The organism is Pseudomonas sp. 67(2021), assembly GCF_017491835.1.
GTDB lineage: Bacteria > Pseudomonadota > Gammaproteobacteria > Pseudomonadales > Pseudomonadaceae > Aquipseudomonas > Aquipseudomonas atacamensis.
In genome coordinates this window covers 84,345-98,130 of sequence record NZ_JAFGYL010000015.1, presented here as the reverse complement: position 1 = coordinate 98,130, position 13,786 = coordinate 84,345, and the positions used below count along the sequence as shown (strand labels likewise).

Below are 13,786 nucleotides of genomic sequence, written 5' to 3'. Positions count from 1 at the left end.
AAATTGCGAAAACAAAGCGCGCACTCTAACCGCTGTGCTCTACCGGACGCCAGCCATGGCGCCGAATATCCACACGATTGTTCTGGACGGTGATGCCTTCCATACGCAATCGCGCACGTTGTTCATCACCGGAGGGGCTGCCGACCGGCAGACTGATGCGCCCGCCGGCGCCGAGTACGCGGTGCCAGGGCAGCCTGGTGTCGCCAGGCAACTGGCTCAAAGTCCGCCCGACCCAGCGCGCGGCGCGGCCCAGCCCGGCAAGTTCGGCCAACTGGCCATAACTGACGACTTTGCCTTCAGGCACTTGCGCGAGCGTCGAGTAGAGTGCCGTGCGTCGGATTTGCGCATCATTTTCGACGCTGTCGAGCGGGTCTTTCACGTACGCGGCTCCTGAGCATTGGCGTGATGATGGCGACAAGGGTAATCGCTCGTGGCGCAATTGAGAAATGAACTCAATTGAAATAGTCCGGTCAGTCCTTGTCATGGGCAAAATCCTACGGATAATGCCGACCCTTTTCGCCAACTCCGAGCCCCCGATCTGCTTATGTTCCCCAGAACCCTGTTGTGCCTTGCTGTTTTCAGCGCGTCCACGCCCCTGCTTGCCGACACCGTCTGGTTGAAAAACGGCGACAAGCTGAGTGGCACTATCACGGTATTCGACGGCGGCAAGCTGTTGATCCAGACCAAATACGCCGGCGCAGTGGCGATTGACTGGAAAGAGGTCAAGACCCTCGACAGCGATCAGCATCTGCTGGTCAAGCAGGACGCCTATGCCGGCGAAGTGTCGAAGTCGCTCACCGCGGCCGACGATGGCAAGGTCACCCTGGCCAACGGCGAGGAGCCGAAGACTGTCGAATTGGCGAGCATTCAGCAGATACTCAAGCCCAAGCCGATCGTCACCGACCTGGTGTGGAAGGGCAACGTCGATCTGGCGCTGGACTATCAGCGCGCCGAAAAGGACACCGACGATTACGACGTTGCCTTCAAGACTTCTGCTCGCCATGGCCGCTGGCGGCATACCGGCGAGGGCGAGTACAACCGCGAAGTCCAGGATGCGGAAACCACCACCAACAACTGGCGCGCCGAATACTCCCTCGACCGCTTCCTCACCGATCAGTGGTTCTGGCAGGGACGCATCAACTACAAGCGTGATCACATCGAAGAGCTGGCGCGTCAGCGCGTGGTCGGTACCGGTCCCGGCTACCAGTTCTGGGACGACGAACTCGGCGCGTTCTCGCTGGGCTCGTTGCTCAACCGCACCGACTATGAATACCGCGATGGCAGCAAGGACAACTTCTATTCCGTCGCGATGAAGTGGGACTACAACCGCTACCTGATCGGCAAGAAGGTCGAGTTCTTCACCAATGGCGAAGTCGGCAAGCCGCTGTCGGGCGTTGCCGATTACGCACTGGATGCCGAGCTGGGCCTGCGCTACAAGGTCACCGACTGGGCTTCGCTCAACCTCAAGGCCGAGCGCGACATCATCAGTGGCACCAACGATGCGGATCTGAACAAGACCCGTTATACCGCAGGGTTTGGCGTCGCCTGGTAAGGGCAGAAACAAAAAATCGCGGCCCCAAGGGTCGCGATTTTTTTTGCCAGCGCAAAGCAGGCGCCCACAAAAAAGCCCCGCTTTTAAGGGCGGGGCTCTTTTCTAAAGAAGCTACAAGTTAGATAACTTGTACTTCTTCAGCTTGCATGCCTTTCTGACCGCGGGTAGCGATGAAAGAAACCTGTTGGCCTTCTTTCAGGCTTTTGAAGCCGTCGGATTGGATAGCTTTGAAGTGAACGAACAGGTCGTCACCGGATTGTGGAGTGATGAAGCCGAAGCCTTTTTCATCGTTGAACCACTTAACGGTACCGGTTTGGCGATTAGACATGGTGTAACTCCTTGAACAAAGATAACTGCGACTCAGGAAGAACCCTGGCCGAGACTGAGTGCAAAGAGCAGGAAAAATTCTTGTAGATGGTTGGATCGAAATTCAACATATCGTGTAGAGATTCTCAGTGACACAAGCAACACAGTGACGCCACCTTAACCCTTTTTCCGGAACGTGCCAATGTTTCTTGCAAAGGATTCTGTGTTTTAGGGATCGGCGGTGCGACGGTTCGTCGCCACAGCGCGTAAATACGGGGTGTTCGCCGAGAATTGCGTTGCGCACTTTGATCGCGGCGACGCGCCCGGTAAGATGCCGGACAGAATTTTCCACCTCGCTATTCAGGACAAACCCGCCATGAGCATCAAATCGGACAAGTGGATTCGCCGCATGGCGCAGGAACACGGCATGATCGAACCGTTCGTCGAGCGCCAGATGCGCGGCAGCGACGACAGCCGGGTGATTTCCTACGGCGTGTCGAGCTACGGCTACGACGTGCGTTGCACCAACCACTTCAAGGTGTTCACCAACATCAACTCGGCCATTGTCGACCCGAAGAACTTCGACGCCGGCAGCTTCGTCGACATCCACAGCGACGTCTGCATCATTCCGCCGAACTCCTTCGCCCTGGCCAGCACCGTCGAGTACTTCCGCATTCCGCGCAACGTGCTGACCATCTGCCTGGGTAAAAGCACCTACGCGCGCTGCGGCATCATCGTCAACGTCACTCCGCTCGAGCCTGAGTGGGAAGGTCATGTGACCCTGGAATTTTCCAACACCACCAACCTGCCGGCGAAAATCTACGCCAACGAAGGTGTGGCGCAGATGCTCTTCCTCGAATCCGATGAAGAATGTGAAGTTTCCTACAAGGATCGTGGCGGCAAATATCAGGGCCAGCGTGGCGTAACCTTGCCGCGTACCTGATCGACCATCCGACGGATGTCGGGAATTCTTTGGCGGGCAGACACTCTATGGGGTGTACTGCCCGTTTTTGTTACACACAGATTCGGGCCTTCACTGAGGAGTGCCCTATGAAGATCGACCCGCGAATCAGCGCTGAACTGGCAAGGCTTGAGCCCAATCAGATAGGCGTTCTGGCCTGGTCGTTACTGGCGAATCCGTCTTTGAGCCTGTCCGGGGGCGTGCCCGGCCAGCCCGATCCCGATACTCCCAACGAACAACCGACCGAACCAGGCGAACCGACCCTGCCGGACGAGCCGCCTCCGGCGCCTGTGGCCTGATCCACTGTCATGAATATGGCCCGTCAGTCTGATCGATTTGCGATCTAGCTGACGGGCCATATTTCGTTGTCACCGATCACGAAGACTTTGCAACTGTCGTCGCGCTCGACCTGATAGCCGCCGGTGAACGCACCGAATGCCGGCATCAGGCTGATGCGATCACCCAGTCTGAAACAGGCCAGGCGCAGGCTCTGCCGACCTTTGCCATGCAGCCGATAGACCGGGTGAACGTGGCCGGCGAGCACGTGCCGTTCCGGATGCGCATCGGGCTCATGCTGCAAGGCAAACGGCCCGAGTAACAGCGGTTCTGGCACCACGCGGATATTCAGCGAGGCCGGCGGGTCGCCTGCGCGTTTGTCATGGTTGCCGCGAATCAGCGTCATCGGCAGGTCAGCGTGGCGCGCTCGCCACTCTGCCAGCGCATTCAATGTGGTCGGGACATGTGAGCCAGGCCCATGCAGGAAATCCCCGAGAAAAATCAACTGGCGACACGGCAGCCGTGCCAGCAACGCGTCGATCACCTCGATGTTGCTCGCCGTCGTGCCATGCGGCACCGGCTGGCCGAGGCTGCGATAGGCCGCTGCCTTACCGAAATGCACATCGGCGATCAGCAATGCTTCCTGCGCTGGCCAATACAGCGCTTTCTCCGGCAGCAACCACAACTCCTCACCGGCTAAACGCACTGGGTACGCGCTCACGACGATTTTCCGTTATCAGCGGTTTTTTCCAGGTCACCGACCATTCTTCTGATCCTGTCAGCCAGTTTTTCCGAACTCATGCTCTCGCGCATCCGCTCCACCAGCAGTGGAAAGCCCAGCGGTGTAGGACGTTTTACCTGATGCACGTCCAGTTTCATCCGATTGATCCGCTCCAATGTCTGTTCCAAACGACGAATATCCAGTTCCTCGCGTAGGACTTCTTCCCCGGCCTGGGCCAGCAGCAGGTTGTCGGCGTCATATTGTTTGAACACCTGGAAGAACAAGCCACTCGACGCCTGCACCTGGCGGGTGCTTTTCGGTGCGCCCGGATACCCGGCGAAGACCAGCCCGGCGATTCGCGCGATTTCGCGGAAGCGGCGCAACGCCAGTTCACCGGCATTGAGACTGGCGAGCACATCCAGCAACAGGTCATCGGCGTTGAACAGGTGAGCGTCGAGATGCGTGGCCCAATCCACCGGCGTGGCGCTGAGCAGTTCCAGGCCGTAATCATTCACGGCAATCGAGAAGGTCACCGGTTGCCGCTGACTGACGCGCCACGCCAGCAGGCTCGCCAGTCCCAGATGCACTTGGCGCCCGGCGAACGGATAGAGGAAAAGGTGCCAGCCTTCGCGGGATTTCAGTACCTCGGCCAGCAGATTTTCCGTGGTGGGCAAACCGGACCAGCGTATCTGCGTCTCCAGCAGCGGCCGCAACGCGTGCATTTCCGGGCCTTTGAATTGACCTTGAGCAGCGGCGCTGAAGCGCGTGACCACCGCTTCGGCCAGTTCGTTGGATAACGGCATGCGCCCGCCATTCCAGCGCGGCACGGCGGCTTTTTTTGCGGTGCTGCGTTTGACGTAGGCGGTCATGTTTTCCACCCGCACCAGTTCCAGCAAGCGCCCGGCGAAGAGGAAACCATCGCCGGGTTTCAGTCGCGCGATAAAGCCTTCCTCGACGCTGCCCAGTTGTTTGCCACCGCCGCCCTTGCTCCAGAATTTCAGGTTGATGCTCGCGTCGCTGACGATGGTGCCGATGCTCATACGATGGCGCCGCGCCAGACGCGCATCCGGCACACGCCAGACGCCGTGTTCGTCCGGCTCGACCCGGCGGTAATCCGGATACGCTGTAAGAGACATCCCGCCATGGCGTACGAACGCCAGCGCCCAGGCCCAGTCTGCCGCTGTCAGGTCACGATAAGCCCACGCACCACGGACTTCTTCGTACAAGTCTTCAGGAATAAAGCCACCGCCAAGGGCCATACTGACCAAATGCTGGACCAGCACATCCAGCGGCTTGTGCGGTGACAGACGCGGCTCGATGCGCCGCTGTTCGACGGCATCGCGTGCGGCAACCGCTTCGATCAGCTCCAGGCTGTGGGTCGGCACCAGCGTCACCCGCGAGGTGCGCCCCGGTGCGTGACCGGAACGGCCGGCACGTTGCATCAACCGCGCAACGCCTTTGGCCGAGCCGATCTGCAATACACGCTCGACCGGGAGGAAATCCACACCCAAGTCCAGGCTTGAGGTACACACCACCGCTTTCAATTGGCCATTCTTCAATGCCTGCTCGACCCAGTCGCGGGTATCGCGTGACAGGGAGCTGTGATGCAGCGCGATCAACCCGGCCCAGTCCGGCCGCGCTTCCAGCAGCGCCTGATACCAGATCTCCGATTGCGCGCGGGTGTTGGTGAACACCAGGCTGCTGGCGCAGGCGTCGAGTTCGGCCACCACCTGCGGCAGCATCTTCAGGCCGATGTGGCCGGCCCAGGGAAAACGCTCGATGGCCGGAGGCAGCAGGGTGTCGACTTGCAGGGTTTTTTCGCTTTTGCCCTGAACACTGACGCCGCCGCCCTGTGGGATCAGCACTTGCTCGGCGTGGGATTGATTACCGAGGGTGGCGGACACGCCCCAAACGATCAGTTCCGGCTGCCAATGCCGCAGGCGAGCGAGGGCCAGTTGCAGTTGCACGCCGCGTTTGTTGCCGAGCAACTCGTGCCATTCATCGACGACGATCATGCGCAGGGTCGACAACGCGGTGCGCGCATCGGCGCGGGCGAGCAACAGAGTCAGGCTTTCCGGTGTGGTAATCAGCGTCGTCGGCAAGCGCCGGCCCTGACGAGCGCGTTCGCTGCTGCTGGTGTCGCCGGTGCGCAGGCCGATGCTCCACGGAATCTGCAATTCATCGACCGGGCTTTGTAAAGCGCGGGCGGTATCGGCGGCGAGGGCGCGCATCGGCGTGATCCACAGCACCGTCAGCGGTTCGGCCGGCGGTTTGCGTTTGCGCGGTGTAGCCACGGGCGGTTGCAGGCGGGCGAAGCGGTTGAGCGCAGCAAACCATACCGCATAAGTTTTGCCGGCGCCGGTGCTGGCGTGGAGCAATCCGGACTCGCCGTTTTTTACCGCCGCCCACACCTGTTTCTGAAAGGCGAACGGCTTCCAGTCGCGGGCGCTGAACCAGGTTTTTGCAAAGTCGGGGGATTTCGCCATGCCGGCTGCGTGCGCTCTGGAGGTGTTGTTTCAGAGACAGCGAAGCGGGGGGACAAGTTTAACTTTGTCGGTCGGTGGATTCCCCCGTGGGAGCGAGCCTGCTCGCGAATGCGATGTCACATTCAACATTGATGTTGACTGATAAACCGCTTTCGCGAGCAGGCTCGCTCCCACACAGGGCGGGGGCCAACCTTACTTAAGATTGCCGCTGAGGAACTGCTTCAGCCGTTCGCTTTTGGGATTGCCCAGCACGTCTTCCGGCGCGCCTTCTTCTTCCACCAGACCCTGATGCAGAAACAGCACCTGATTCGACACCTTGCGCGCGAAACTCATTTCATGGGTAACCATGATCATAGTCCGACCTTCTTCGGCCAGACCCTGAATCACTTTCAGCACTTCGCCGACCAGTTCCGGGTCGAGTGCCGAGGTCGGTTCGTCGAACAGCATCACTTCCGGCTCCATCGCCAGTGCCCGGGCGATCGCCACGCGCTGTTGCTGACCGCCGGACAGGAACGCCGGGTATTGATCGGCGACCCGCGCCGGCAAGCCGACTTTGTCCAGATAACGTCGGGCGCGATCCTCGGCTTCCTGTTTGCTGCAACCGAGCACCCGGCGCGGGGCCATGGTGATGTTTTCCAGCACGGTCATGTGGCTCCACAGGTTGAAATGCTGGAACACCATCGCCAGCCGCGTGCGCAGGCGTTGCAGTTCATCGGCGTCGGCGACGTGCATGCCCTGGCGGTCGGTGACCATGCGGATCGCCTGGCCATCAAGGCTCATGGCGCCGTCATTCGGTTGTTCAAGGAAGTTGATGCAGCGCAAAAAGGTGCTTTTGCCCGAGCCGCTGGCGCCGATCAGGCTGATCACGTCGCCGGTTTTGGCCTTGAGCGAAACGCCTTTGAGCACCTGATGATCGCCATAGCTTTTGTGCAGGCCTTCAACGGTCAGTTTGTACATGGACGAGCATCCTCAAGGCGAAAGTAGGTAGCCGCTGCGATAGGCTTCGGCGCCCGCGACGTGGGCGATGACCATGCCGGCAGTGGCCATGCGCCGCAGCGAGCGCGCATACAGCAGGCCGGCGGCGGTGCAATGAATGGGGGTGACCTTGTCGTGGACCGGGTCGATGATTTCGGCGATCTGCTGGCCGGCTTCCAGGTATTGGCCGGGTGTGGCGCAGTACACCAGCAGGCCGCCGACTGGCGTGGTCACCGGTTCGACCCCGGCCAGCGGCGTGGCCGGGTACGGCAGCGGCGGTTGCGGCTTGGTCTCGCCGACGATGGCATCGAACTGGATCAGATAGTCGATCAGCGCCTGACAATCGCGGCTGGCCAGCGGGTGATTGACGTCGCCCTGGCCGCGCAATTCGACGGTCACCGAGAAGCTGCCCAGCGGAATCTCGAACTGCTCACCGAAGCGCTCGCGCAGTTGCCACCAGAGCAGGGTGAAGCACTCGTCGAACGACTGCCCGCCGGAATCGGTAGCGAGCAGACTGGCCTGCGCTTCCATGTAGCGCGCCAAGGGCTCGACCTGCGGCCAGGCTTCGGGCGTGGTGTACAGGTGCACCACCGATTCGAAGTCGCAGTGCAAGTCCAGCACCATGTCGGCATCGCAGGCCAGGCGTTGCAGGGTCAAACGCTGGGATTGCAGTTGTGTGGTCGGCGTCTGGCGGGCGAGGGCGTTGCGCAGGCTGGTGCGGATCAGTTCGAGGTTGTGCTGCGCGTCGTCGTTGAGTTGGCCTTCGATGGCGTTGCCGATTTCTTCGCTGAGGTCGACGAACCAGCGATTGAAGTTCTGCCCGCTCTCGAGGTCGTAACGGCCCAGCGGCACGTCCATCAGCACTTGTTCGAGGCCGACCGGGTTGGCCACCGGCACGAGGACGATTTCGCTGCGCAGGCGGCCGGCAGCTTCCAGCTCGGCCAAACGCTGCTTCAGGTGCCAGGCGACCAGCATGCCGGGCAGTTCGTCGGCATGCAGCGAGGCCTGAATGTACACCTTGCCCTTGGCCTGCTGTGGGCCGAAGTGGAAACTGTGAATCTGCCGTGCGGTCCCCGGCAGCGGGGCCAGCAAGTCATGAATCTGGTGGCGCATTGTTATCTCTTTATTTTCAAACCGGTGCTAGTGAGTCGGCCCGAGGAAGGCCAGCCAGCGGCGTTCGGCAAGGCGGAACAGACCGACCAGCGCAAAAGTAATGGTCAGGTAGATCAGCGCGGCGATGCCGAATGACTGGAAGGTCAGGAAGGTCGCCGAGTTGGCATCCCGCGCGACTTTCAGAATATCGGGAATGGTCGCGGTGAACGCCACGGTCGTCGAGTGCAGCATCAGGATCACTTCGTTGCTGTAGTAAGGCAACGAGCGGCGCAATGCCGACGGCAGGATCACGTAGGCGTACAGCTTCCAGCCGGTCAGGCCATAAGCCTTGGCCGCTTCGACTTCGCCGTGGTTCATGCTGCGAATCGCCCCGGCAAAAATCTCCGTGGTGTACGCGCAGGTATTGAGCGCGAAAGCGAGGATCGTGCAGTTCATCGCGTCACGAAAGAAACTGTCGAGGATCGGCTGCTCGCGCACGGCGGCGAGGCTGTAGATGCCGGTGTAGCAGATCAGCAACTGGATATACAGCGGCGTGCCACGGAACAGGTAGGTGTAGAACTGCACCGGCCAGCGAATGTAGAAGTGCGGCGAGACGCGGGCGATCGACAATGGGATCGAGACGACGAAGCCGATGCAGATCGACGCGGTCAGCAGCCACATCGTCATCGCCAGCCCGGTGATGTTCTGGCCGTCGGTATAAAGGAAGGCGCGCCAATATTCCTGGAGAAGTTCGATCATCGTACGGCCTCCCGGGCACCGGCGGCGTAGCGGCGTTCGAGCCAGCGCAGGATGAAGTTCGAAGCACTGGTGATCAGCAGATAGATCAATGCGGCAAGGACCAGAAAGTAGAACAGTTGATAAGTGCTTTTACCGGCGTCCTGCGCTGCCTTGACCAGATCGGCGAGGCCAATGATCGACACCAGCGCGGTGGCCTTGAGCATGACCATCCAGTTGTTGCCGATGCCCGGCAGGGCGAAGCGCATCATTTGCGGAAACACCACAAAGCGAAAACGCTGGCCACGTTTGAGGCCATACGCGGTGGCGGCTTCGACCTGACCACGCGGCACCGCGAGGATGGCGCCACGGAAGGTCTCGGTGAAATACGCGCCATAAATGAAGCCCAGCGTCAGCACGCCGGCGCTGAACGGGTCGATTTCGATGTATTCCCATTCCATGTAATCGGTGAGCGACGTCAGCCAGGTTTGCAGGCTGTAGAAGATCAACAGCATCAGCACCAGATCCGGCACGCCGCGAATCAGCGTGGTGTAGAGCTGCGCGGGCAGGCGCACCAGTTTGACTTTCGACAGTTTGGCACTGGCGCCGAGCAGGCCGAGCAACACGGCCACCAGCAGCGACATCGCCGATAATTTGATGGTCATCCAGGTGCCTTGCAGCAGCAACGGGCCGAAGCCCTGCAGACTGAACGAGGCCAGCCCCAGATTTTGCAGGAGGGTTTCAAACATAAATCAGCAACCTGAGCGGATGGAAAAGGCGCCCATCGAGGATGGGCGCCGGGGCATTATTTGCCGCTGTACAGATTCAGGTCGCCAAAGTGTTTCTTTTGAATCTCGGCGTATTTGCCGTCGTCGTGTAACGCTTTGATACCTTTATCCAAAAGTGCTTTCAGCTCAGTGTTACCTTTCTTGATACCGATAGCGGTTTTCGACGGCAGCAATTCGCTGTCGACCGGCTGGCTGACTTCGTAACCTTCGCCTTTCGGCGACTTGAGGAAGCCCAGTTCGGCTTGCAGCATGTCCTGGATGGCTGCGTCGAGGCGGCCGGAGGTCAGGTCGGAATACACCTGATCCTGGTTCTGATAGGCCTGGGTTTTCACACCGGCCTTGTCCAGCACGGCTTTGGCGTAGGCTTCCTGAATGGTGCCTTGCTCATAGCCAACGGTCTTGCCCTTCAGCGACGCGACGTCTGCGCTCAGGCCGGAGCCTTTCTTGAACACGTAAGCGGTCGGGCCGGAAAACAGTTCGCTGGAGAAGTCGATGACCTTCTCGCGCGCCGGAGTCACGGTCATCGACGAGATCACGCCATCGAATTTGTTGGCCTTGAGGCCCGGAATCATGCCGTCGAAATCGCTTTCAACCCATTTGCACTTGACCTTCAGTTCGGCGCAGATCGCGTTGCCCAGATCGATATCGAACCCGACCAGGCTGCCATCGGCCGCTTTCGACTCGAACGGTGCGTACGAAGGGTCAACGCCAAAGCGCAGCTCTTTGTATTCCTTGGCCAGCGCGGAGCCGGCGGCCATGCACAACGCCAGTGCAGAAAGGGTCAGCAATGCTTTTTTCATTATTCAATCCCTAAGAACCAATATGAGCGCTTGTGGCGCAGAATTATTGTTACTGCAACGCTTACGACCTATAGAAAGTAGCAATTTCCGAACCAGAGTGCCGAACAGGTGTTTTAAAAGGTCGAGTGGAGACAGGCAAGGGTAGTTGAATGCACGGAAACGGGCATTGCTGTTTGCATGCACTGTTTCGGTTCAAGCGCGTGGCTGAGAGCAGGTAAAACTGTGGCAAGGGATTTGTCCCTGATGACTGATCGTTCCCACGCTCCTGCGTGGGAATGCATCAACGGACGCTCCGCGTTCGGCTCTGGGGGGACGCAGAGCGTCCCGTGCTGCATTCCCACGCAGAGCGTGGGAACGATCAGTGAAAAGGGGTTAGGCCAACAGATCCTGAAGGGTAGCGAGGCTGTCGGCTTCTTCGACGGTCTTGTCCTTGCGCCAGCGCAGCATGCGCGGGAAACGCACGGCGATGCCGCTCTTGTGCCGGCGCGACAGGGCGATGCCCTCGAAGCCGAGTTCGAACACCAGGCTCGGCTTGACGCTGCTCACCGGGCCGAATTTTTCCACCGTAGTCTTGCGCACGATGCTGTCGACCTGGCGCATTTCTTCATCGGTCAGCCCCGAATACGCTTTGGCAAAAGGCACCAGCGAGCGCTGGCTGGATTCCGGCGGGCCGTCCCACACGGCGAAGGTGTAATCGCTGTACAGACTGGCGCGACGGCCGTGTCCACGCTGGGCATAAATCAGTACCGCGTCGACGCTGAACGGATCGACCTTCCACTTCCACCACACGCCCATGTCCTTGGTCCGGCCGACGCCATACAGCGAATCGCGCGCCTTGAGCATCATGCCTTCGACGCCGAGTTTGCGCGACGCTTCGCGCTGGCGGCCAAGGTCGAACCAGTCCTCGCCGGTCAATACCGGGGAGGGCAGCAGTACCGGGCTGTTGCAGCGCGCGATCACCTCTTCGAGTTGCGCACGGCGCTTGACCTGTGGCTGGTTGCGCCAGTCTTCGCCCTGCCATTCCAGCAGATCGTAAGCCAGCACCACCACCGGCACTTCTTCGAGAATCTTCTTGTCGAGCGTCTTGCGACCGATGCGTTGTTGCAGCAGGGCGAACGGTTGCACGGCCGGCGGCTCATCGGAATGCGGATCGAAGGCATCTTCAGTAGTCGGATGGGTGCTCTTCCACACGACGATTTCGCCGTCGATCACCGTGCCGTCGGGCAAGCCGTGCACGAGCACATCGAACTCGGGGAAGCGCTCGGTCACCAGTTCCTCGCCGCGCGACCACACCCACAGCTTGCCGTCGCGCTTGACCACTTGCGCGCGAATACCATCCCACTTCCATTCCACCTGCCAGTCGCTGGCCGGGCCGAGCAGAGCTTCGAATTCCTCGACCGGTTGCGCCAAGGCGTGGGCGAGAAAGAACGGGTAGGGCTGGCCGCCGCGCTGGGCATGTTCGTCGGCGGACTCCGGGGCGATGAGTTTCAGGTAACTGGCGGCGTTGGGCCGGTTCGACAGATCGGTGTAACCGACCAGACGCTGAGCCACGCGTTTGCTGTCGAGGCCGGCCATTGAGGCGAGGGCGCGGGTGACCAGCAACTTCGACACGCCAACGCGGAAACTGCCGGTGATCAGCTTGATGCACAGCATCAGGCTCGGCCGGTCCAGTTGTGCCCACAACATTGGCAACTGGCGCGCCAGATACTCCGGCGTTTCGCCGCGAAGGGGCAGCAGCTTTTCTTCGATCCATTCGGCAAGACCGGCCTCGGAGCTGTGGGAATTTTCTGGCAGCACCAGAGAAATGGTCTCGGCCAGATCGCCGACGGCTTGGTAGCTTTCTTCGAACAGCCATGGCTCCAGTCCCGAAACTGCGACCGCCAGCTCACGGAGGATGCGCACCGGTACCAGTTGCCGAGGCCGGCCACCGGAGAGGAAATACACCGCCCATGCGGCATCTTCCGGCGCGGCCTGCGCGAAATACGCCTGCATCGCCGCCAGCTTGGCGTTGCTCGACGTGGTGGCGTCGAGTTCGGCATATAACTCGGCGAAGGCTTTCATGGCGATGTCTCGGCAACGGTGGGTTCGGTGGCGATGTTGTCGTCTTCGTCATCGCCGTATTCGGTGGTGAAGCCTTGTGCATCGAGGCCCTGTTCGCGCAGATGGCGCACGAGCACGCCGATCGAGCCGTGGGTGACCATCACCCGTTCCGCGCCGGTCTGGTTGATCGCCCACAGCAGGCCGGGCCAGTCGGCGTGATCGGAAAGGACGAAACCGCGATCGACGCCGCGCCGCCGCCGGGTCCCGCGCAGGCGCATCCAGCCGCTGGCAAAGGCATCGCTGAACTCGCCGAAACGACGCATCCAGGTACTGCCGCCTGCTGACGGCGGAGCAATGACCAGCGCCTGGCGCATGATCGGGTCGCTTTTTTTCACGTCGCCCGCATAAATCGTCGGCGGCAGGTACACGCCGGCATCGCGGTACACACGGTTCAACGGTTCGACCGCGCCGTGGCTGAGGATCGGGCCAAGGGTTTCGTCGATGCCGTGGAGAATCCGCTGCGCCTTGCCGAAGGAATAGCAGAACAGCACGCTGGCCTTGCCGGCGGCGATATTGGCCGCCCACCACTGATTGATCTCGGCGAAGATCTGCGCCTGCGGCTGCCAACGATAGATCGGCAGGCCGAAGGTCGATTCGGTGATGAAGGTGTGGCAGCGCACCGGTTCGAATGGGGTGCAAGTGCCGTCCGGCTCGACCTTGTAATCGCCCGATGCGACCCAGACTTCGCCGCCGTATTCGAGCCGTACCTGCGCCGAACCGAGGACATGCCCGGCGGGGTGAAAGCTCAGGGTCACGCCGTGGTGGGTGAGGCGCTGGCCGTAGTCAAGTGTTTGCAACTGGATGTCCTGACCCAGACGCGCGCGCAGAATCCCGGCGCTGGCGCTGCTCGACAGGTAGTGCTGATTACCGGTGCGTGCGTGATCGCCATGGGCATGGGTGATCACCGAACGCTCGACCGGCCGCCACGGATCGATATAGAAATCCCCGGCGGGGCAGTAGAGACCTTCAGGTCGGGCAATAACAAGATCCATGT

At 60.6% G+C, this 13,786-nt stretch carries 14 protein-coding genes; 3 read left to right on the top strand and 11 right to left on the bottom strand.

Features of this window, described 5'->3' with window-relative positions:
• Window positions 1-25: 25 nt before the first annotated feature.
• Window positions 26-379, bottom strand: a complete 354-nt coding sequence (locus J5M66_RS18585; RefSeq protein WP_071174585.1) for an MGMT family protein — start codon at window positions 377-379, stop codon at window positions 26-28.
• Window positions 380-544: 165 nt separating this feature from the next.
• Between J5M66_RS18585 and J5M66_RS18580 the strand changes: the two genes are divergently transcribed.
• Window positions 545-1,552 carry a DUF481 domain-containing protein gene (locus J5M66_RS18580; protein WP_016771390.1) on the top strand — a complete coding sequence of 336 codons (1,008 nt, stop codon included), beginning with the start codon at window positions 545-547 and terminating at the stop codon, window positions 1,550-1,552.
• Window positions 1,553-1,670: 118 nt separating this feature from the next.
• On the opposite strand, the gene J5M66_RS18575 is transcribed toward J5M66_RS18580, so the two are convergent.
• Window positions 1,671-1,880, bottom strand: a complete 210-nt coding sequence (locus J5M66_RS18575; protein WP_002554837.1) for a cold-shock protein — start codon at window positions 1,878-1,880, stop codon at window positions 1,671-1,673.
• Window positions 1,881-2,234: 354 nt separating this feature from the next.
• Between J5M66_RS18575 and dcd the strand changes: the two genes are divergently transcribed.
• Both dcd and J5M66_RS18565 read left to right on the top strand, forming a co-directional pair.
• Window positions 2,235-2,801 carry a dCTP deaminase gene (gene dcd / locus J5M66_RS18570; protein ID WP_007940589.1) on the top strand — a complete coding sequence of 189 codons (567 nt, stop codon included), beginning with the start codon at window positions 2,235-2,237 and terminating at the stop codon, window positions 2,799-2,801.
• Window positions 2,802-2,908: 107 nt separating this feature from the next.
• On the top strand, window positions 2,909-3,118 hold the full coding sequence (locus J5M66_RS18565; RefSeq protein WP_016771389.1) for a hypothetical protein: 210 nt from the start codon (window positions 2,909-2,911) through the stop codon (window positions 3,116-3,118).
• A gap of 44 nt (window positions 3,119-3,162) precedes the next feature.
• Here J5M66_RS18565 and pdeM read toward each other — a convergent pair whose 3' ends face one another.
• The 9 genes from pdeM to J5M66_RS18520 all read right to left on the bottom strand — a co-directional run bounded on the left by pdeM (window position 3,163) and on the right by J5M66_RS18520 (window position 13,784).
• Window positions 3,163-3,822, bottom strand: a complete 660-nt coding sequence (gene pdeM, locus J5M66_RS18560; RefSeq protein ID WP_123442995.1) for a ligase-associated DNA damage response endonuclease PdeM — start codon at window positions 3,820-3,822, stop codon at window positions 3,163-3,165.
• Window positions 3,813-6,302, bottom strand: coding sequence for a ligase-associated DNA damage response DEXH box helicase (locus J5M66_RS18555; RefSeq protein WP_123442994.1), 2,490 nt, complete (start codon window positions 6,300-6,302; stop codon window positions 3,813-3,815). Before J5M66_RS18555 ends, pdeM begins: the two co-directional genes overlap by 10 nt.
• Window positions 6,303-6,494: 192 nt before the next feature.
• Window positions 6,495-7,259 carry an ATP-binding cassette domain-containing protein gene (locus J5M66_RS18550; RefSeq protein ID WP_123442993.1) on the bottom strand — a complete coding sequence of 255 codons (765 nt, stop codon included), beginning with the start codon at window positions 7,257-7,259 and terminating at the stop codon, window positions 6,495-6,497.
• A gap of 12 nt (window positions 7,260-7,271) precedes the next feature.
• On the bottom strand, window positions 7,272-8,390 hold the full coding sequence (locus tag J5M66_RS18545; RefSeq protein ID WP_122698372.1) for a succinylglutamate desuccinylase/aspartoacylase family protein: 1,119 nt from the start codon (window positions 8,388-8,390) through the stop codon (window positions 7,272-7,274).
• Between the two features lie 27 nt (window positions 8,391-8,417).
• Entirely contained in the window at window positions 8,418-9,128 is a 711-nt protein-coding gene (locus J5M66_RS18540; protein WP_207808261.1) for an ABC transporter permease, read from the bottom strand.
• Window positions 9,125-9,853: an ABC transporter permease gene (locus J5M66_RS18535; protein ID WP_016771383.1), complete on the bottom strand. Its 729-nt coding sequence runs from the start codon at window positions 9,851-9,853 to the stop codon at window positions 9,125-9,127. Before J5M66_RS18535 ends, J5M66_RS18540 begins: the two co-directional genes overlap by 4 nt.
• Before the next feature lie 56 nt (window positions 9,854-9,909).
• Window positions 9,910-10,692 (bottom strand): transporter substrate-binding domain-containing protein, encoded by a 783-nt coding sequence (locus J5M66_RS18530; protein WP_024011901.1) that lies wholly within the window; start codon window positions 10,690-10,692, stop codon window positions 9,910-9,912.
• Between the two features lie 372 nt (window positions 10,693-11,064).
• Window positions 11,065-12,753 (bottom strand): ATP-dependent DNA ligase, encoded by a 1,689-nt coding sequence (locus J5M66_RS18525; protein ID WP_197890316.1) that lies wholly within the window; start codon window positions 12,751-12,753, stop codon window positions 11,065-11,067.
• Window positions 12,750-13,784, bottom strand: coding sequence for a ligase-associated DNA damage response exonuclease (locus tag J5M66_RS18520; protein WP_024011903.1), 1,035 nt, complete (start codon window positions 13,782-13,784; stop codon window positions 12,750-12,752). The genes J5M66_RS18525 and J5M66_RS18520 overlap by 4 nt, the downstream gene beginning before the upstream one ends.
• Window positions 13,785-13,786 lie beyond the last annotated feature (2 nt).

Excerpts from the sequence above, each read along its gene's own strand:
- J5M66_RS18580 (WP_016771390.1), top strand. The coding sequence starts at position 545 with ATGTTCCCCAGAACCCTGTTGTGCCTTGCTGTTTTCAGCGCGTCCACG.
- J5M66_RS18575 (WP_002554837.1), bottom strand. The coding sequence starts at position 1,880 with ATGTCTAATCGCCAAACCGGTACCGTTAAGTGGTTCAACGATGAAAAA.
- dcd (WP_007940589.1), top strand. The coding sequence starts at position 2,235 with ATGAGCATCAAATCGGACAAGTGGATTCGCCGCATGGCGCAGGAACAC.
- J5M66_RS18565 (WP_016771389.1), top strand. The coding sequence starts at position 2,909 with ATGAAGATCGACCCGCGAATCAGCGCTGAACTGGCAAGGCTTGAGCCC.
- J5M66_RS18555 (WP_123442994.1), bottom strand. The coding sequence starts at position 6,302 with ATGGCGAAATCCCCCGACTTTGCAAAAACCTGGTTCAGCGCCCGCGAC.
- J5M66_RS18550 (WP_123442993.1), bottom strand. The coding sequence starts at position 7,259 with ATGTACAAACTGACCGTTGAAGGCCTGCACAAAAGCTATGGCGATCAT.
- J5M66_RS18545 (WP_122698372.1), bottom strand. The coding sequence starts at position 8,390 with ATGCGCCACCAGATTCATGACTTGCTGGCCCCGCTGCCGGGGACCGCA.
- J5M66_RS18540 (WP_207808261.1), bottom strand. The coding sequence starts at position 9,128 with ATGATCGAACTTCTCCAGGAATATTGGCGCGCCTTCCTTTATACCGAC.
- J5M66_RS18535 (WP_016771383.1), bottom strand. The coding sequence starts at position 9,853 with ATGTTTGAAACCCTCCTGCAAAATCTGGGGCTGGCCTCGTTCAGTCTG.
- J5M66_RS18530 (WP_024011901.1), bottom strand. The coding sequence starts at position 10,692 with ATGAAAAAAGCATTGCTGACCCTTTCTGCACTGGCGTTGTGCATGGCC.
- J5M66_RS18525 (WP_197890316.1), bottom strand. The coding sequence starts at position 12,753 with ATGAAAGCCTTCGCCGAGTTATATGCCGAACTCGACGCCACCACGTCG.
- J5M66_RS18520 (WP_024011903.1), bottom strand. The coding sequence starts at position 13,784 with ATGGATCTTGTTATTGCCCGACCTGAAGGTCTCTACTGCCCCGCCGGG.